This is a genomic window from Streptomyces murinus (genome assembly GCF_002154555.1).
Classification (GTDB): Bacteria; Actinomycetota; Actinomycetes; order Streptomycetales; family Streptomycetaceae; genus Streptomyces; species Streptomyces murinus.
Window position 1 is genome coordinate 1 of record NZ_MUNF01000540.1, and the last position, 16998, is coordinate 16998.

Below are 16998 nucleotides of genomic sequence, written 5' to 3' on the forward strand. Positions count from 1 at the left end.
ATCACACGGGGATCGGCCGCGACGGCTCCCCCTCCGCGCCGCCGCGGCCGATCCCCGTGTGATGGAAAGTCGGTGGTGTCAGGCCTTCTCGTCAGTGGCGTGCGAGTTGTTCGGCTTCACCGTGCCGGTGGCCTCGTCCCCGGAAAGGGGAGCGATCTTGACGGGCTCGATGGTGGCGTGGCTGTTCAGCGTCGTCACCTCGGCCGCCTCGGTGTCCGCCACCACGTCGGTCGTCTTGTCGTTGCTCATGACTTCGCTCCCCTGAAAGTGCTTGTCGTGCTGGGTTGGTGGGCCTGTCCGGCAACTCCCCCGGGTGTTGCCGGACAGGGCCTCGGGCCGCTTCACCTTACGGTGCGGCCACTGCCGACCCGCCTGCCCCCCGACGCGACGCATCGACAGGACGATCGTGTCGTAGGGCGATAAACGAACGATGAACGCGCACACCGGCTTCTATGCGACGGCATGAGGCCGGAGAAGCGCGCGTACCTCCTCCGCTTCGGAGACCTTGAGCGTTTCGAAGATTTCGAGCGCTTCCTGCCAGCAGACCTGCGCGCGGCCGGACTGCCCGATGCCGGTCAGGGCACGACCGAGGACCGTGAGTACGTTGCCACGCCGCCACTCGCCCCCGATGCCACGCAGCATGGTCAGAGCCGTCTCGGCGTTGGTCGCCGCCTTCGCCGGCCGCCCGGCCGCCAGGTCGAGTTCCGCGAGACGGAAGAGGGACATGCCCTCCCACAGCCGCTGCCGGCTGTCCCGGAACACCGAGAGCGCCTCCTCGAGGCGGTGGGCCGCTTGCTCGAACTTCCCGCACTGGGTGAGCGCGAGCCCCAGCGCATAGCGTCCGTTGGCGCCCTTCAGCGCGTGGTTCATGTCGTCGTACATGTCGGTGCCCTGCTGGGCCAGTGACACGGCGCTCTCCGTCTGTCCCATGGACAGCCGTATGCGCGAGAGGTTGCACAGCGCGCTGGCCTCTCCAGGACGGTCCCCGCAGGAGCGGAAGCTCTCGATGGCGCGGGTCAGATGCTTCTCGCCGTCCTCGTGCCGCCCCTGGTAGAGCGCGATGATGCCCAGCATGTTGGAGGCCCAGCAACGCGGAAGGGGATCCCCCGCCGCGTCCGCCAGCCGCAGCGCCTCGGTGGCTTCGTCGTCGGCGAGTTCGAAACGGCCGGTCAGATGGTGGCCGTTGGCGAGCGTGACGAGGGCGCGGGCCTCCGTACGCTGGTCGTTCGCCGCACGCGCCGCCGCGCGCATGGATGCGCCGGTCGCCTCGTATTCCCGGGAGTTGGCACCCGACTCCGTCAGGTCGATGGTCGCCCACAGGAGGTCGACGGCGCGCCTGAGCTGGTCGGGCGCCGTCGACTGCCGGACGCAGGCCAGCAGGGTCATCGCCTCCGAATACAACCAGTCCCGGGCCCGGTGCCGGTCCTCGAAGGCCAGCCCCCGGTAGTCCGCGGGCTCCAGATGATCCACCAACCGGTCCCCCGGTCTCTCGATCGCGTACACCCCCGCCGCCGTCGCCAGATAGAAGTCCAGCAACCGCGACATCGCCGCCCCCCGCTCACTCGGCGGCTGTTCGTCGCGTTCCGCGCAGGCGCGGGCGTAGAGCCGGACCAGGTCGTGGAAGCGGTAGCGGCCGGGGGCGGCGGACTCCAGGAGGGAGGTGTCGACGAGGGATTCGAGGAGGTCCTCCGTGGACTCCAGCGGGAGGTCGAGGACCGCGGCCGCGGCGGCCAGGGAGATGTCCGGGCCGTCGGCGAGGCCCAGGAGGCGGAAGGCGCGGGCCTGGACGCGGTCGAGCTGGCCGTAGCCGAGCTCGAAGGTCGCCTTCACCGCGAGGTCCCCGGCCTGGAGTTCGTCCAGGCGGCGCCGCTCGTCGGCCAGCTTCGCGGCGAGCACCGAGACCGTCCAGGTGCGCCGCGCCGCGAGCCGGGACGCGGCGATGCGGATGGCCAGGGGCAGGAATCCGCACGCGGCGACGACATCGAGCGCGGCGTCCCGCTCCGGGGTCACCCGCTCCGCGCCGACGATCCGGGTGAACAGCGCCAGCGCCTCGTCGGGGGACATGACATCGAGGTCGACCAGATGCGCCCCGGCCAGCCCCACCATCCGCACCCGGGAGGTGACCAGCGCCGCACACCCCTCCGTGCCCGGCAGCAGCGGCCGTACCTGCGCCGCGTCCTTCGCGTTGTCCAGCAGCACGAGGACCCGGCGGCCGTCGAGGACGGAGCGGTACAGCGCCGCCCGCTCCTCCAGGGAGTCCGGGATCGCCGAGTCCGCGGTGCCGAGGGCGCGCAGGAAGGAGCCGAGGACCGTCTCCGGTTCGGCGGGGCGGGGTCCCGCGCCCTGGAGGTCGACGTAGAGCTGGCCGTCCGGGAAGGAGGCCCGGGCCCGGTGCGCCACATGCACCGCGAGCGTCGTCTTGCCGACGCCCCCGATCCCCGCCATCGCGGAGACCGCCATCACGCTGCCCTCCGTCTCCACGGCCGACGCCAGCACCGCGCTCAGCTCGTCCACGAAGGAGGCGCGGCCCGTGAAGTCCGGTACGGACGCGGGCAGCTGGGCCGGCCGCACCGGCGCCGCGGGCGGTTCCGCGACCGGCGCGGAGGGCTCCGCGAGGGCCGGGTCGGCCTGGAGGATGCGCTGCTGGAGCTCGCGCAGCCCGGAGCGCGGGTCGACGCCCAGCTCCTCGGCGAGCAGCCGGCGCGTGTCCGCGTACACGGCCAGCGCCTCCGCCTGCCGGCCGCTGCGGTACAGCGCCAGCATCAGCAGTTCGCGCAGCCGCTCCCGCAGGGGATGCGCGGCGGTGAGCGCCGTCAGCTCGGACACCGCCTCCGCGTGGCAGCCCTGCTCCAGGTCCATGTCCAGGCGGGACTCCAGCAGGCCGAGCCGCCACTCCTCCAGGCGCACCCGCTGCGTCTCCGCATAAGGTCCGGGCACCCCGGCCAGGGGCTCGCCGTCCCACAGGTCCAGCGCCTCGTTGAGCAGCGCGCGGGCCCGGGTCAGATCCCCGGTGCCGCGCGCCTTCTCCGCCTCCGCGCCGAGGTCCTGGGCCTGTACGAGGTCCAGCGCGCCCTCGCCGAGCCCGCGTATCGCGTACCCGCCGGACTCGCTCACCAGCACCCCGGGGTCCAGGACCTTGCGCAGCCGGGACGCGTAGGTGCGGACGGCCGCCAGCGCCTGCGACGGCGGTTCGGGCCCCCACAGCGCGTCGATCAGCTCCGCCGCCGTGGCCGTACGGCCCTCGCGCAGCAGCAGGGCGGCCAGCAGGGCCCGCTGCTGCGGGGAGCCCGTGGCCAGGGCTTCCTCGCCGCGCCAGGCCCGCACCGGACCGAGCACGCCGAACCGCAGCGCCTCCGGTTCCGCGTTTCTCGCGGAGCCGGGACGCCGCTGCTCAGGCACTCGCGGCCGACCGTCCATGCGTTCGCCCCCTAGGCATCACAGACAACCCCGTCAGTTTGCCTTGTTCCGGGTGGTTGCGTCAGCCGTGGGAGACGCCGATCACAGACCGCCGGGCGGCAGTCCACAAACCCCACACATGCTCTTCGCACATACCGGGCCCTCCGCGACAGCTGACGGCCCATCAGATCAGCGCTACCGTGGGCGCCATGGACACCCACGCGAGCACGTTTCCGCTGATCATCTCCGTGGACGACCACACCGTGGAGCCCGCGGGCGTCTGGCAGGACCGGCTGCCGGCGCGCTACCGGGACACCGCGCCCCGTGTCGTGCGCGCCCCGCTCAAGGAGATGACCTTCCTCGGCGGCCGCTTCCGGCCGGTCATGGGCGAGGCGGGCGACGAGGGCCCGCTCGGCGACTGGTGGGTCTACGGCGACCTGCGCCGCCCCCTCACCCGTCTCGACACCGCCGTCGGCGTCGACCGCGACGAGGTGAAGCTTGAGGTCATCACCTACGAGCAGATGCGCCCCGGTTCGTACGACGTCCCCGCGCGCCTCGCCGACATGGATGTCAACCACGTCCAGTCCGCGCTGTGTTTCCCCACCTTCCCCCGTTTCTGCGGCCAGACCTTCACCGAGGCCCGCGACCGCGAACTCGCCCTGCTCTGTGTGCGCGCCTACAACGACTGGATGGTGGAGGAGTGGTGCGGGCCACAGGCGCGGGGCCGGCTGATACCGCTCACCCTCATCCCCCTGTGGGACCCGGAGTTGGCCGCCGCCGAGGTGCGGCGGAACGCGGCGCGCGGGGTGCGGGCCGTCGCCTTTTCCGAGATCCCCCCGCACCTCGGCCTGCCCTCCGTGCACACCGACGCCTGGGACCCCTTCCTCGCCGCCTGTGACGAGACCGGCACGGTCGTGGCCATGCACATCGGCTCCAGCAGCCGGATGCCCTCCACCTCCGCCGACGCCCCGCCCGCTGTCGGTTCCGTCATCACCTTCGCCAACTGCTGTTTCTCCATGGTCGACTGGCTGATGAGCGGCAAGTTCGAACGCTTCCCGAACCTCAGGGTGATGTACGCCGAGGGCCAGATCGGCTGGATCCCGTACATCCTGGAACGCGCCGACGTGGTGTGGGAGGAGAACCGCGGCTGGGGCGGGGTCGCCGACAAGGTCACCCGGCCGCCGTCCGAGCTGTTCGCCGAGCACGTCTACGGCTGCTTCTTCGACGACGCCTTCGGCCTGCGCAACCTCGACTCCATCGGCCTCGGCAACGTCCTGTACGAGACCGACTACCCGCACTCCGACTCCACTTGGCCCAAGTCCCGCGAGGTCGGCGAGGCCCAGATGGGGCACCTCCCGGCGGACGTGGTGGAACGGATCGTACGGGGCAACGCGATCGAACTGCTGGAGCTGACCTCGGACGGCCTGTGGCAGGGGCCCGCGTGAGCCTTACCCACGGCATCCAGCTGCCGGTGCAGTCGCAGAGCACCCTGTACGCCGAGGCGTGGGAGGCCGGGGCCGGGCCCGCCGATCTGGTGGCGGTCGCCCGGGCCGCCGACCGGGCCGGCTTCGGCTATCTGGCCTGCTGCGACCATGTGGCCGTGCCGCGCCGCCTCGCCCCGGCCATGGGCACGGTCTGGTACGACCCCGTCGCCACCCTCGCCCATCTCGCCGCCGTCACCGAACGCGTCCGGCTGCTCAGCCATGTCGCCGTGGTGGGCCTGCGCCACCCCCTGTTCACCGCCAAGCAGTACGCCACCCTCGACCGGCTCTCCGGCGGCCGGCTGATCCTCGGCGTGGGCGCGGGACACGTACGGGAGGAATTCGAGGCCGTCGGCGCCGAGTTCGATCGGCGGGGCGCGGTCCTGGACGAGACGATCGACGCGCTGCGCTCCGCGCTCGGGCCCGCGGAGTACCCCGAACACCACGGGAAGCGCTACGACTTCGCCGACCTCGGCCAGCTCCCCCGCCCGGCACAGCGGCACGTCCCCCTCTGGGTCGGCGGCTCGTCCCCCGCCGCCGTACGCCGGGCCGCGCTGAAGGCGGACGGCTGGCTGCCGCAGGGGGACCCGCGCGGACGGCTGCCCGGACAGCTCGCCCGGATCCGCAGACTGCGCGAAGAGGCGCAACTGGAGGGGGAGTTCACCGTCGGCGCGATCACCGAGGCGCTGTACGTGGGGGAGCCGGGCTGGGACGTCGGGCCGCGCACCCTCACCGGGACGCCCGAGGAGATCGCCGGGTCGCTGCGGGCGTACCCGGCGATGGGCGTGGACCAGATCCAGGTGCGGTTCCGCAGCCGGAGCCGGGCCGAACTCATCGACCAGATCGGCGCGTTCGGGACCGCCGTCGCGCCGCTGCTCACCGACTGACGAGGAGCGTCATGGGCGAACTGGACGGGCGGGTCGTCGTCATCACCGGCGCGGCCCGCGGGCAGGGCGAGCAGGAGGCGCGGCTCTTCCGGGCGGAGGGCGCGCGGGTGGTCGTCGCGGATGTGCTGGACGACCGGGGGGAGGCGCTGGCCGAGGAGATCGGGGCGCTCTACGTCCACCTGGACGTCGGCTCCGAGGACGGCTGGCGGGGGGCCGTCATGGCGGCCAAGGAGGCGTACGGGCGGATCGACGGGCTGGTCAACAACGCGGGCATCCTGCGCTTCAACGCCCTCGTGGACACCCCGCTGGACGAGTTCATGCAGGTGGTCCAGGTCAACCAGGTCGGCTGCTTCCTGGGCATCAGGACGGTGGCGCCGGAGCTGGCGGAGGGCGGCACGATCGTCAACACCGCCTCCTACACGGCGCTGACCGGCATGCCGGCCGTGGGCGCGTACGCGGCGACCAAGCACGCCATTCTGGGGCTGACCCGGGTGGCCGCGCTGGAGCTGGCCCCCCGGCGGATACGGGTCAACGCGATCTGCCCGGGCGCCATCGACACCCCCATGTCCAACCCGGCCCGCCTGGACCCGGACGCCGACCCCGAGGAGCTGAACCGGGCGCTGGACGAGCTGTACCGCAAGCTGGTGCCGCTCGGCCGGGTGGGCCGCCCCGAGGAGGTGGCCCGCCTCGCGCTCTTCCTCACCTCGGAGGACTCCTCGTACATCACCGGGCAGCCTTTCGTGATCGACGGGGGCTGGCTGGCGGGCGTCGGCTATTGACGGCCGCGGTGGCCGGTGCGACAGTCGGCCTCTATCTGACGAAGTGTCAGTTCTTCTTCTCGCTCAACCTCTGGGACGGTGAACCGCCGTGGAATTCGGGCTCTTTGTACAGGGATACGTCGGCAAGCGCGCCGAGACCGACCCGCTCGCCGAGCACAAGGCGCTGATGGAGGAGACCGAGTACGTCATCCAGGCGGACCGGTCCGGCTTCAAGTACGCGTGGGCCTCCGAGCACCACTTCCTGGAGGAGTACTCCCACCTCTCCGCCAACGACGTGTTCCTGGGCTACCTGGCACACGCCACCGACCGCATCCACCTCGGCTCCGGGATCTTCAACCCGCTCGCCCCCGTCAACCACCCGGTGAAGGTCGCCGAGAAGGTCGCCATGCTCGACCATCTCACCGAGGGCCGCTTCGAGTTCGGCAGCGGGCGGGGCGCCGGCAGCCACGAGATCCTCGGCTTCCTGCCCGGCATCACCGACATGAACCACACCAAGGAGATCTGGGAGGAGACGATCGCCGAGTTCCCGAAGATGTGGCTCCAGGACGAGTACGAGGGCTTCCAGGGCAAGCACTGGCAGCTCCCGCCGCGCAAGGTCCTGCCGAAGCCGTACGGGAGGTCGCACCCGGCGATGTGGTACGCGGCCGGATCCCCGGCGTCGTACGCCATGGCCGCGAAGAAGGGGCTCGGCGTGCTCGGCTTCAGCATCCAGAAGGTCGCCGACATGCAGTGGGTGCTGGAGCAGTACAAGACGGCGGTCGTGGACGCCGAGCCGGTGGGGGAGTTCGTCAACGACAACGTGATGGTGACGACGACGGCGATCTGCGCGCCGACCCACGCGGAGGCGATCGAGATCGCGGTGAACGGCGGGCTGCACTATCTGCCCTCGCTGGTCTTCCGCTACCACGACACATTTCCGCGGCCCGAGGGCTTCCCGGAGTGGCCGGAGACGCTGCCGCCGTACACCCCGGAGTTCGTGGAGCTGCTGATCGAGGAGGAGCTGCTGATCTGCGGCGACCCCGCGGAGGTAGGGCGGCAGTGCAAGCGGTGGGAGCAGGCGGGCGCGGACCAGCTCAGCTTCGGGCTGCCGGTGGGGGTGCCGAAGGAGGAGACGCTCCAGACGATCAGGCTGATCGGGGAGCACGTGATCCCAAAGATCGACACGGATCCCGTGCACCGGACATCGCGGTTCCGGCAGGCGGTCTGAGGGGGTTCGGAGAACATGCTCGATCACCTCATCAAGGACGCCACCGTCGTCGACGGCACCGGCAACCCCGCCTACGTCGCGGACGTCGGCCTGCGCGACGGACGGATCGCCGCCCTCGGCCGGATCGACGCCGAGGCCCGCACCAGCGAGGACGCCCGGGGACTCGTACTCACCCCCGGCTTCGTCGATCCGCACACCCACTACGACGCCCAGCTGTTCTGGGACCCGTACGCCACCCCCTCCCTCAACCACGGGGTGACGACCGTGGCCGCCGGGAACTGCGGGTTCACCCTCGCGCCGCTGCACCCCGGCCGCCCCGAGGACGCCGACTACACCCGGCGGATGATGTCCAAGGTGGAGGGCATGTCCCTGGTCGCGCTGGAACAGGGGGCGCCCTGGAACTGGCACACCTTCGGGGACTACCTCGACGCCCTGGAGGGGCGAACGGCGGTCAACGTCGGTTTCATGGTGGGGCATTGCGCGCTGCGCCGGTACGTCATGGGCCCGGACGCCGTCGGCGGGCAGCCGGACGAGGAGCAACTGGCCGCGATGGTACGGCTGTTGCGCGAGGCCATGGACGCCGGCGCCTGGGGTCTTTCGACCACCCAGTCCCGCACCCACTCCGACGGGGACGGCCGCCCCGTCGCCTCCCGGCACGCCGGACCCGCGGAGCTGATCGCGCTGTCCCGGGCCGTCGGGGAGCACGAGGGCACCCAGATCGAGGCGATCGTGGCCGGCTGCCTCGACCAGTTCAGCGACGCCGAGATCGATCTGCTGACCGAGCTGAGCGCGGCCGCCGGACGCCCCCTGAACTGGAACGTCCTCACCGTCGACGCGGCCGTGCCCGAACGCGTGCCCCGGCAGCTCGGCGCGAGCGAGCGGGCCCGGAAGGCGGGCGGCCGGATCGTCGCCCTCACCATGCCGATCCTCACCCCGATGAACATGTCCCTCGGCACCTTCTGCGCCCTCAACCTCATCCCCGGCTGGGGCGAGGTCCTCGGACTCCCGGTCCCCGAACGCATCGAGCGGCTGCGGGACCCCGACGTCCGGGCCGAGTTGCTGCGCCGGGCCCGCTCCAAGGAGGCGGGCGTCTTCCGGCGGCTGGCGAGCTTCGGGCGCTATGTCATCGGCGACACCTACAGCGAGGCCAACCGGGGGCTCGGCGGCCGGGTCGTCCGGGACATCGCGGAGGAACGCGGACAGGACCCCTTCCACTGCCTGGTGGAGATCTGCGCCAACGACCGGCTGCGTACGGTCCTGTGGCCGATGCCCACCGACAACGACCCCGCCTCCTGGGCCCTGCGCGCCGAGACCTGGCGGCACGAGGACGTACTGCTCGGCGGCTCCGACGCGGGCGCCCATCTGGACCGGATGTGCGGGGCGCCGTACACCACCCGCTTCCTCGGGGACTGTCTGCGCGGCCGGAAACTCGTCGGCCTCGAGCAGGCCGTGAAGATGCTGACCGACGACCCCGCGCGGCTGTTCGGGCTGCGTGAGCGCGGGCAGATCCAGCGGGGCTGGCACGCGGACCTGGTCCTCCTCGACCCGGAGCGGATCGACGCGGGCCAGGCCCGGCTGGTGCACGATCTGCCGGGGGACAGCCCCCGGCTGGACTCGCGGGCGCTCGGGGTGCGGGCCGTATGGGTCGGCGGGGTGGAGGCGATCCGGGACGACGTGGTGAGCGGGGCCGTACCGGGCAAGGTGCTGCGCTCGGGACGGGACACCCGAACGGTGAGCACACGGTGAGCGGCCGGCCTCTCACGGACCATGGGCTTCTCACCGGCCAGCGGCTCTTCATCGCGGGGGAGTGGGCCGATCCTGACCTCGGCCACTACCCGGTCACCGACCCCGCCACCGAGGAGACCGTCGGCCTCGCCCCCGAGGCCTCGCCCGAGCAGGTCCGGGCGGCCTGCGCGGCGGCCCGCGACGCGTTCGGGCCCTGGTCGCGGACCCGCCCCGAGGAACGGGCGGCGCTGCTCGGCCGCGCGGCCGAGATCATCCGCTCCCGCCTGGTGCCCTACGCCGACCTCGCCCGCGCCGAGACGGGGGCCACGACCGGCACGGCCCGCGCGCTCCAGGTCGGCGTCGCCGCCGCCCGCTTCCGCCGCTACGCCCGGGTGGAGCCCGCCGAGTGGCCCGTTGCGCCGCAGCTCAACGAGGCCGGGCCGATGGGCGGGGCGGCCGTCATGAGCGCGCTGGCGATCCGGCAGCCCGTGGGCGTCGTCACCTGCGTCACCTCCTACAACAACCCCTGGGCCAACCCCGCGGGCAAGATCGCCCCCGCGCTCGCCATGGGCAACACCGTCGTGGTCAAACCCGCCCCGCAGGACCCGCTGTCCGTCTACCGGATGGCCGAGGCGCTGGCGGAGGCCGGGGTGCCACGCGGTGTGGTGAACGTCGTCTCCGGCCGGGCCACCGCGGTCGGCGAGGCGGCGGTGGCCTCGCCCGACGTCGACATGGTCAGCTTCACCGGCTCCACCGCCGTCGGCCGGCGCATCGCGGAGGTGTGCGGCCGGGGCATGAAGCGGCAGCTGATGGAACTGGGCGGCAAGGGCGCCGCGTTGGTGTTCGCCGACGCCGACGCCGACCTCGCCGCCGCCGTCGCGGGCATCGGCACCACCTTCTCCTTCTACAGCGGCCAGATCTGCACCGCCCCCACCCGGGTCCTGGCCCAACGCCCGGTGTACGACCGCCTGGTCGAGCAACTGGCCGCCTACGCCCGCCGCCTGCCGATCGGCGACCCCCGCGACCCGGCCACGGTCATCGGCCCGCTCATCTCCGCCGAGCACCGGGCGCGCGTGGAGTCGTACGTCGAACTGGGCCGCAAGGAGGGCGCGGTGGTGGTCGCGGGCGGCGAACGCCCGCCCCTGGAACGGGGTTTCTACGTCCGCCCCACCCTCCTCGCGGACTGCGCCAACGACATGCGGGTCGCCCGCGAGGAGATCTTCGGACCCGTCGTTACGGTGACCCCCTTCGACGACGAGGACGAGGGCGTGGCCCTCGCCAACGACTCCGACTACGGCCTGATCGACTACGTCTGGTCCGCCGACATCGCCCGCGCCTTCCGCGTCGCCCGCCGCCTGCGCGCCGGCGGCGTCGGCCTCAACACCGTCGCCCGCAACATGGAGGCCCCTTTCGGCGGCTTCAAACAGAGCGGAGTGGGCCGCGACGTGGGCGTGCACGCCCTGCACGCCTACAGCGAGGTGCAGTCGATCGTCTGGGCGGGGTGACCGACTCCGCTGGAACGGCGGAATCAGGGCAGGGCGTCACGTCGCGTCATATCTGCGGGCGCAGGTGTTCGTCGAGGTGTCGTAGGCGCCGCCAGGCGGTGGGGTCGGTGCCGTCGCCGAGCGGGTAGTGCAGGGCAGGGCGAGTGGTGGGGCCGAGTCGGGTGGGGGTGTGGCCTGGCAGGGCCTTGTGGGCGTGACCGACGCCGAGGGCGGCCACGGTGTCGGGGCCGAGGGCGAGGGAGACGGGGATCGGCGGCGGCTCGTAGTGGGCCGGCGTGGTCAAGTCCGCCCGTCCCGCGCGCAGTTCACTGACCATGGCGGCGAGGTTGTGCCTGACGACGAGGGATTCGGAGAGTTGGGGCAGCAGCTCTGTCGGTGCCCGTTCGTCGGCGGTGTAGCCGAGGGCGAGGGTGATGCGCTCCTCCACGCCCTGTCGCGTGTGAGCGATACGCACGGTGGCTATGGCAGGGCGGTCGGCGGCTCCGGCGGCGACCGCCCAGGTGGGCCGGCCCTGGCGGGCTCGGTTACGGGCCAGTTCGGTCAGTTGCCGGGGCGACCAGGGGACGTTGACGGGTTCGGCGCCGGCCCATCCGGCCGGCGGCGATCCGGTGAGGGCCTGCCAGGCCTCCTCCACGGCACCACCGAGTACGAGGCGTTCGTGGGCGGGATGGACGGTGCGGACGGACAGCAGCAACTGCCGCTCACCGCCCGTGCCGGGCGGAGGCTGGAAGGCGTCCGCGATCCGGGGGCCGTCGTCGGTGGCCGGGGTGAAACGTCCGTCGCGCCAGCGCAGTACGGCTCCGGACAGGCCGTCGTAGTAGCCCTGCTCCGGGTGGCGTACGACCCAGCGCGCGGGCACGCCCTCCAGGAGGGTACGGGCGGGCAGGCTCAGCCGGGTGCGGGGAGAGGTGACCACATACAGCTCCCGTCGCCCCGCTCCCGTGGTGCGCACCGCCTCGGTCAGCCATGTCGTGGCGGCGACGACGGGACGGTCGTGGATGACGATGACGCTCTGGTCGGTGAACACGTCCGCGTCGGACAGCACACCCGGCTCAGCGGGCGGTTCCGTCGCCACGCCCGTGGCCGGGACGGTCACGACGTCGGTACGGGCGGCTTCCGCAGGCCATGTGACGCCGCCGAGCAGTGTCGTCAGCCGGCCCGCCACCGAACCGGCGAGCTGCCTGGCCTCGGGGACGGCGGTGGACGCCCGCACCTCGGTCCACCACACCGGGGTGTCCGTCCGCACACCCGGCCCCAGCAGCCGCTCCGTCTCGCCCGGCACCTGAAGGTAACGGGGCGCCTCCACGGAGACCAGAAGCTGTCCGTCCTCCGTGCACAACTGGGCGACTGCCCCACCACCCACCCGGTTCACACGCAGATCCGGCCCGCCCGCGTGCAGCGCGGCCAGCAGCGTCTTGACGTCCGGCATCCGCGGGGTGAGGGCGATGACGTCCTGGGACATGTGCTGCTTTCTGGCGGAAGGTTCAAGGAGGGTGAAGGAGGATCTTCCGAATGTTCAGAGCCGGCTGGTCAGATCTGGTCCGAGGCCGTTCTCGTCCGGGTCCGGGTCGGCGACTCCATCAACGGTGGACGCTCCGAAATATGTTCGTTCACCCGGTTCGGGAGGCATGCCGAACAACTCGGTGAGGTCCCGTAGTGCGGCGGCCAACCGGGGGGCATTGTTCCGGTGGACCTCGGGGTGTGGGTGCCCCGCGAAGTCGTAGCACCCCCAGATGTCGTGATGTACGGAGAGTTCGGCTGAGAGACCGACGGGAGCCGTGGAGAGAGAAAGGTCGACCAGCCGGTACTCGGTCCTGGGCTGCCCTTCCGCGTCGATCCAGATACCGCTGCCGAGAACGTCGACCTCGGCGATCTCGGCACTTGGGTGAGCGATGGGGCGGCTGCCCCGAACGCTGCCCGGCAGCGCCGGGTCCCCCAAGGGGGTCCTGGCGAGATCGAGCGTGCTGATGATGCCGGTCGTTCCAGCGCCCAGGACGTACCAGTCGTACGTGATCCGGGTGGGGACGAGAAGCTCGGTCCGGGCCAGTGCATCGCAGATTCGCGCCGCGACCGAAAGAGCCGACTCCAGCCCTGGTGGGGCGAATTCATCGAGATCCCAGAACCAGGAACCGCGTTCCTTCGGAGAGCGCATCAACCTCGACATGGTCCGTCCTTACGGGAACGTGGGTGAATTCGGCGGGATGGTCATAGAACCGTCAGGGAACCGGAGCAAGAATGACCCTCCCATTCTCTGGGCCTGGAATTCAGCCTCTCGGAACATGCGTGGTGTCAGGTCTCTCATCGGCTGGTGGATATCCAGGATTGCCACGCGGTGGTCGACTCCTGGGTAGTTCAACTGCTTCGCCGCCTTGACGGCAGCACTCTTGATGCCCTGGATGTTGGTGACGTCCTTGAGCTGGTATCCGTAATCGACGGAACCGTCGGCGTGCCGCGTGTAGGCGTCAAGATCGAACGTCTGGGTGTCGAGCTCCACCCCCACACGTCCGACACCGCGCTCCTGAAGCTCGGTGACAACCTTCATGGCCATGTGCACCGCTGGGACCATGCCCTTCGGATCGGCTTTGGTCGGCCCTTGTTTGCACATGTCCAGCAGCTTTCTGTACCCCTCGACATCACGCAGGTGCCCCCGTGAAATCATTTCGGCGACGCCGGCTCCGTACGGGTCCTTGCCCAGAGCGCGAAGAACCTTCTGCTGATCGGCTTCAGGCATTTTGGCACGGGACAGCTCATCAAGGACGCCGGCTTCCTGGCCGGACTCCATGCGGCCCGTGTGGGCCTGTGCGAAGTCCTCGGCGTTCTTGGTGTATTTGGCCGGGTCGATATCGGCAGGACCATCTGCGTCGCCACCATGACCATGCCCCTCGTCGGACACGACCGGACCACGATGTCCTTGCGTGTCACCGCCGCCCGGATCCCCTGGATGCCCGTCGGACAGCCCATGGCGATCTGTTCCGTGATGCTCTGCGGAGTGACCGCCACCGGGCTCGCCGGAGTGGCCACGCCCTTCCGGCACCGATCCGGCGTTCGCCCCGTGTGCACCGCCGGCATCGTGAGACGCATGAGGCGACGCATGCGAACCGGCACGCCCTCCGGCTTCGCTGTCGGATGCGCCCGCGCCGACCAGTTCACGATCGCCGTCCGGAGAGCCACCCGTTCGTACGGCGGCGGCAGGCTCGTGCGGGGCCCGGGCCAGGTTCGGCGTGCCATCGCTGTTGATCGGGATGAGGTGGCCGTCCTTGTCGACCCGGTACCGGTCGCTGAGGTCGAGGGCGCCGTCGGGGAACCTGGTCCTGGGCAGCCGCAGGTGTTCGCTGACATGGGTCAGCACCTCGGAGACCTTCGGCAGGTCGGACAGGGCTCTGGCCGCCCGCGCGGCGCCGGAGACCGGATCGAGGGCATTGCCGACCTCGGCCACCGTGCCGGCGGCTTCGGCGAACCTGCCTGTCCTGCCCAGCTTGGCGAGCGCCCCGCCCGCGCCCCCGACCAGGGTGAGAAGGTTGAAGCTGGTGACGGCGTGAGCCCGGGCCGGATCCTCCTGCCACTCGTCGTAGTCGATGAACTGCTTGCCGAAGTCCTTCGCGTACGCCTCGCTGCCGTGCTGCCAGTCCGACAGGTGATCACCCAGGCCCGCCGCGTCCATGCCGTAGGTGTACGCGCCGACAACCGTGCGTCTGAGACCGTCCCACGTCTGCTGCCGCGCATCGGAGCCGTTGACGCCCAGCATGTTGTCCTCGAAGGTGCCCAGGCCGACGAAGCCGCCCCAGAGGCTGTCCTTGACGATGCCGTCCCACGCCCAGCTCTTGGTCCCATGGCCCCACCAGCCCAGACTCCAGCGCTCGTAGGTACGGGACACCGGAGCGCCCCACGGCAGGTCGGGCATGGACTCGAGCGTCTTGGCGCTCATGCCGTACGTGCCGCCCTCGTCGCCGACGGGACGGCACACGGCCGGGCTGATGGCGCCGATCGTGACCGCCGCGTCGTGCTCCGCCTTCCGGAAGCCCACGACGGCCTCCGCCACACCGTCCATCAGCGCGTTGTGCGTGTCGACCTTGTGCTGGTCGTTCGTCCAGTCGTCGTCGCCCTCCACGTCGGCGACGAAGGCGATCGCCTGTCCCTTCAGATGCTGCAAGCGGTCCGCGTGCGGCTTCGCCTCACTGACGAAGGTGTCCAGGGCGTCGGCGAGGGACTCGATGTGGCCGGCGAACTCGTCCGCCGTGTCCATCACCGGCTGTGTGGAGGAGAGCAGTTGATCGGCCTCCGGCGCCTGGTAGTACGCGGCTGTCGCCTGGAAGCGCGAGTGGACGTCCTGGCCCGCGCCGCGGATGCCGATGGCGCGCTTACGCAGCTCGGTGACCGCCTTGGTCAGGGTGTCGAAGTCACCGGTGTACTGCGGGATCTGGCCCGGATCGATCGCGGCCGTCACGGAGCGCCCCCACCCTGTCCGTGCTCCGCGTGCCCGGCCACGGCCCGAAGCTCAGTCGGAGTAGGAGCCTTCGCCGCCTCACACTGGGCATGGGCGGCCATCACCAGGTCACCGTCAACGTACGCACCGGTCGCCTTGACCGTCCCGTGCATCGTCTTCCTGATCCGGGCCGCCATGAACGTGACCGAACTCTCGGTGTCCGTGACGAAGTTCGCGACCGCGGCACCCACCGGCCCCACCGGCGGACCACCGCAGTACGGACCGCTGATCGTGCCCGCGGACTGCGCCGCCTCCTCGACACTCGTCCCGTAGCCCTTGACGTCCTTGCCCAGGTCGTCGGCCGCAAGTCCCACCAACGACAGAACGGACTCCACCCCGCCGGGACTGATGTCCCACCCTGTCACGACAACCCCCCGCAAAAACTCCTACAGATGCGCTCCATCAGCGCCTACCGGCATCGCGAGCAGCAACGACGGCAGCAGAACAGTCATCAATATCAGGACAGTTGCTACGACCGCCACGCGTTTCCCGCCAAAGACACCCATTCTCGTAAAAGACGGTTCCCGTGTCTCCCTCACCCTCCTCGCCGACCGGGCAGTCTCGCCGCTGTCGGCCCGACGGGCCTCCCGGTTGGTCGCCCTCAGTCCGTCAGGTCCACCCTGATGGTCAGCAGGTCCGTGCCGAGGGCCCGTACCGCCGTGCTGTTGAGCCGGGGCAGGCCCCGCAGGCGGGCGCGAGGGTCGTCGTCCGGCAGCAGATGGGCGGTGCCGTGGTGCCACCGCCCCGCGATCCGTACCCGCACCCTGGGGTCGGCCTCGATGTTGCGCACGTACTGCGACCTGTGCCCGAACTCCGACACCAGCCAGAACGCCCCACCGACCCGCCGCCCACCCACCGGCGTCCGCCGCGGCACCCCGGAGACACGGCCAGTGGTCTCCAGCACGGTCTGCAACGGGAGCCGCCGGATCAGCGGATTGAGCCGGCGCTGGAAACTGGTCACGATGTGGTGCTTGCGGTCTGCTCGGCCGGTCATGGCTCCGGAACCTCCTGCGGGATCCTGCGGGACGGCGGTTGCTCGGCCCAGGATGCCGCAACCGCTCGCCCCACCGGCACAGGAAGCGCCGTGTCAGGAAGCCCCGAGGAAGACCGGGTTGGTGAACGCCGCCAGCGCCCCCGGCAGCGGGCCCGCCGCCGTCTCGTGGCGGACTTCCGCGCGGACGTACGCCGCGTACGAAGGGGTCGTACGCCATTCGACCGTGCCCGCGCCCGACACCGGCAGGGGGTCGCTCGTGTACAGGGTGCCCTCGTCGGTGACGAGGTGGAGGGTGCAGCGGGGCGCGCCGGTGACGGCGAGGCGGACGGTCACCGGGGCGTCGGCGGGCAGCGGCAGCCGCTCCCCGATGCCCGCCCGCTGCCCCCGCCCGCCCGTGGCGGTGAGGGAGACGGTGAGGTGCTGGGACTCGGCGACATAGGAGCGGCCCGCGCGGATGCCCTCCTGGACGGCCTGGCGGGTCAGATCGTCGGCGAGGACGACGGTCTGCGGAAGCCCGACCGCGTCCGGATCGCGGTCGGGC

The 16998-nt window shown here is 71.3% G+C and carries 14 protein-coding genes; 6 read left to right on the forward strand and 8 right to left on the reverse strand.

The genetic code is table 11. From position 1 onward, the window contains the following. Positions 1 to 78 precede the first annotated feature (78 nt). The gene (locus CCN72_RS39780; protein WP_167408730.1) at positions 79 to 249 is read right to left on the reverse strand and encodes a hypothetical protein; all 171 of its coding nucleotides are present in this window, start codon (positions 247 to 249) and stop codon (positions 79 to 81) included. Positions 250 to 450: 201 nt separating this feature from the next. Continuing rightward, entirely contained in the window at positions 451 to 3417 is a 2967-nt protein-coding gene (gene afsR, locus CCN72_RS29200; protein ID WP_086810954.1) for an SARP-family global regulator AfsR, read from the reverse strand. Between the two features lie 188 nt (positions 3418 to 3605). On the opposite strand from afsR, the gene CCN72_RS29205 reads away from it, so the two are divergent. The 6 genes from CCN72_RS29205 to CCN72_RS29230 all read left to right on the forward strand — a co-directional run bounded on the left by CCN72_RS29205 (position 3606) and on the right by CCN72_RS29230 (position 10980). Further along, positions 3606 to 4841 (forward strand): amidohydrolase family protein, encoded by a 1236-nt coding sequence (locus CCN72_RS29205; RefSeq protein WP_086810956.1) that lies wholly within the window; start codon positions 3606 to 3608, stop codon positions 4839 to 4841. Further along, the gene (locus tag CCN72_RS29210) at positions 4838 to 5764 is read left to right on the forward strand and encodes a TIGR03619 family F420-dependent LLM class oxidoreductase (protein WP_244174522.1); all 927 of its coding nucleotides are present in this window, start codon (positions 4838 to 4840) and stop codon (positions 5762 to 5764) included. The genes CCN72_RS29205 and CCN72_RS29210 overlap by 4 nt, the downstream gene beginning before the upstream one ends. Before the next feature lie 11 nt (positions 5765 to 5775). Further along, positions 5776 to 6543: an SDR family NAD(P)-dependent oxidoreductase gene (locus CCN72_RS29215; RefSeq protein ID WP_086810959.1), complete on the forward strand. Its 768-nt coding sequence runs from the start codon at positions 5776 to 5778 to the stop codon at positions 6541 to 6543. A gap of 88 nt (positions 6544 to 6631) precedes the next feature. Further along, entirely contained in the window at positions 6632 to 7750 is a 1119-nt protein-coding gene (locus CCN72_RS29220) for an LLM class flavin-dependent oxidoreductase (RefSeq protein ID WP_086810961.1), read from the forward strand. A 15-nt stretch (positions 7751 to 7765) separates the two neighbouring features. Further along, on the forward strand, positions 7766 to 9496 hold the full coding sequence (locus CCN72_RS29225; RefSeq protein ID WP_086810963.1) for an N-acyl-D-amino-acid deacylase family protein: 1731 nt from the start codon (positions 7766 to 7768) through the stop codon (positions 9494 to 9496). Continuing rightward, positions 9391 to 10980 (forward strand): aldehyde dehydrogenase family protein, encoded by a 1590-nt coding sequence (locus CCN72_RS29230; protein WP_086810969.1) that lies wholly within the window; start codon positions 9391 to 9393, stop codon positions 10978 to 10980. The genes CCN72_RS29225 and CCN72_RS29230 overlap by 106 nt, the downstream gene beginning before the upstream one ends. Before the next feature lie 46 nt (positions 10981 to 11026). Here the strand turns inward: CCN72_RS29230 and CCN72_RS29235 are convergent, their stop codons facing one another. The 6 genes from CCN72_RS29235 to CCN72_RS29260 form a co-directional block, all read right to left on the reverse strand. Next, positions 11027 to 12442 carry a DUF6177 family protein gene (locus CCN72_RS29235; RefSeq protein ID WP_208638132.1) on the reverse strand — a complete coding sequence of 472 codons (1416 nt, stop codon included), beginning with the start codon at positions 12440 to 12442 and terminating at the stop codon, positions 11027 to 11029. Positions 12443 to 12496: 54 nt separating this feature from the next. Beyond that, the gene (locus CCN72_RS29240; protein ID WP_237553876.1) at positions 12497 to 13144 is read right to left on the reverse strand and encodes a hypothetical protein; all 648 of its coding nucleotides are present in this window, start codon (positions 13142 to 13144) and stop codon (positions 12497 to 12499) included. A 9-nt stretch (positions 13145 to 13153) separates the two neighbouring features. Then, positions 13154 to 15424, reverse strand: coding sequence for a hypothetical protein (locus CCN72_RS29245; RefSeq protein WP_086810965.1), 2271 nt, complete (start codon positions 15422 to 15424; stop codon positions 13154 to 13156). Beyond that, positions 15421 to 15828 carry a DUF6507 family protein gene (locus tag CCN72_RS40875; protein WP_202442507.1) on the reverse strand — a complete coding sequence of 136 codons (408 nt, stop codon included), beginning with the start codon at positions 15826 to 15828 and terminating at the stop codon, positions 15421 to 15423. The genes CCN72_RS29245 and CCN72_RS40875 overlap by 4 nt, the downstream gene beginning before the upstream one ends. 236 nt (positions 15829 to 16064) lie before the next feature. Next, the gene (locus tag CCN72_RS29255; protein WP_086810967.1) at positions 16065 to 16457 is read right to left on the reverse strand and encodes a nitroreductase/quinone reductase family protein; all 393 of its coding nucleotides are present in this window, start codon (positions 16455 to 16457) and stop codon (positions 16065 to 16067) included. A gap of 93 nt (positions 16458 to 16550) precedes the next feature. Then, on the reverse strand, positions 16551 to 16998 hold a 448-nt coding region (locus CCN72_RS29260), incomplete at its 5' end, for a CehA/McbA family metallohydrolase domain-containing protein (RefSeq protein WP_483027282.1).

Coding starts and splice junctions, on each gene's coding strand:
- CCN72_RS29215 (WP_086810959.1), top strand. CDS start 5,776: ATGGGCGAACTGGACGGGCGGGTCGTCGTCATCACCGGCGCGGCCCGC.
- afsR (WP_086810954.1), bottom strand. CDS start 3,417: ATGGACGGTCGGCCGCGAGTGCCTGAGCAGCGGCGTCCCGGCTCCGCG.
- CCN72_RS29205 (WP_086810956.1), top strand. CDS start 3,606: ATGGACACCCACGCGAGCACGTTTCCGCTGATCATCTCCGTGGACGAC.
- CCN72_RS29240 (WP_237553876.1), bottom strand. CDS start 13,144: ATGTCGAGGTTGATGCGCTCTCCGAAGGAACGCGGTTCCTGGTTCTGG.
- CCN72_RS29225 (WP_086810963.1), top strand. CDS start 7,766: ATGCTCGATCACCTCATCAAGGACGCCACCGTCGTCGACGGCACCGGC.
- CCN72_RS29235 (WP_208638132.1), bottom strand. CDS start 12,442: ATGTCCCAGGACGTCATCGCCCTCACCCCGCGGATGCCGGACGTCAAG.
- CCN72_RS39780 (WP_167408730.1), bottom strand. CDS start 249: ATGAGCAACGACAAGACGACCGACGTGGTGGCGGACACCGAGGCGGCC.
- CCN72_RS29230 (WP_086810969.1), top strand. CDS start 9,391: ATGGGTCGGCGGGGTGGAGGCGATCCGGGACGACGTGGTGAGCGGGGC.
- CCN72_RS29255 (WP_086810967.1), bottom strand. CDS start 16,457: ATGACCGGCCGAGCAGACCGCAAGCACCACATCGTGACCAGTTTCCAG.